We start from the raw sequence: 1,070 nt of genomic DNA, 5'->3' as shown, positions 1-1,070 counted from the left end.
GCCCGGCTGCTGCGGGGCGCGGGCGTGCTCGCCGTCAGTGGCCTGGTGGTGGCGCTCGCCGGTCCCTACGGCGCCGGCGCGCCGGTGACCCGGATCGGCATCGGCGCCCAGATCTCCATGCTGATCGACCGGTCCGGCAGCATGAACGAGACGTTTGCGGGCCGGCAGCCCTCCGGCGCGGAGGAATCGAAGGCCGCCGCGTCCCGGCGCCTGCTGGCCGATTTCGTCGGCGCCCGGGCGCACGATTTGTTCGCGGTCACCGCCTTCTCGACCGCGCCGATGCTGGTCATGCCCATGACCGACCGGCACGCGGCCGTGCGCGCCGCCATCGCGGCGATCGACCGGCCCGGCCTCGACTACACCAACGTCGCCCGCGGCCTCGCGATGGCGCTGTCGCAATTCGCCCCGGAGAGCAGCGGCTCCCGCGTGCTGCTGTTCATTTCCGATGGCGCCGCGGTGATCGACCCGCGGGTGCAGGATGCCCTGCGCGCCGCCTTCGCGAAGGTGCATCCGAACCTGTACTGGCTGTTTCTGCGCACCAAGGGCTCGCCCTCGATTCACGACCGGCCGGCCGGGGAGGACACGCCCCAGGCCGCCCCCGAGCGGCATCTCGACCTGTTCTTCAAGAGCCTCGGCGTGCCCTACCGGGCCTTCGAGGCCGAGGGCGCCCCGGCGGTCGCCGCCGCCATCGCGCAGATCGCCGCCCTGGAACGGAACCCGATCCCCTATATCGAGCCCCGGCCCCGCCGTGACCTGACCGGCTTCGCTTACGCGCTCGCCGGGCTCGGGCTTTTCTTGCTGGTCCTGGCGGCCCTCGCCGAAGCGGACTTTTTGGTGGCCCGGGTCGCGGGTGCCGCCGTGCCGGAGCGTGCGCCCGCGCCGGATATCCGGAGGGCGGCATGACCCGATCCGGTATCCGGGAGAGATTGCGCCGCAGCCTACGGGGGGCGGATACCATTTCATCCGAGGCGCGCTGCGCCGCCTCGCACCGGTGGTTTTGGAGCCAAGGGACTGAAAAAACGAGCTTTTCCCCTCCCCCTTGTGGGGAGGGGCCAGGGGTGGGGGTGGTG

1 protein-coding gene is annotated in these 1,070 nt (G+C 72.1%); it reads left to right on the top strand.

What is annotated here, in order from left to right:
* A partial coding sequence (locus FV228_RS30610) for a vWA domain-containing protein (protein WP_147857840.1) occupies positions 1-903 on the top strand: 903 nt, incomplete at its 5' end.
* Positions 904-1,070 lie beyond the last annotated feature (167 nt).

This window comes from Methylobacterium sp. WL18 (assembly GCF_008040015.1).
In the GTDB taxonomy this organism is placed as follows: Bacteria; Pseudomonadota; Alphaproteobacteria; order Rhizobiales; family Beijerinckiaceae; genus Methylobacterium; species Methylobacterium mesophilicum.
The sequence above is the reverse complement of the archived record's forward strand: the minus strand, read 5'-3'. Positions and strand labels throughout refer to the sequence as shown.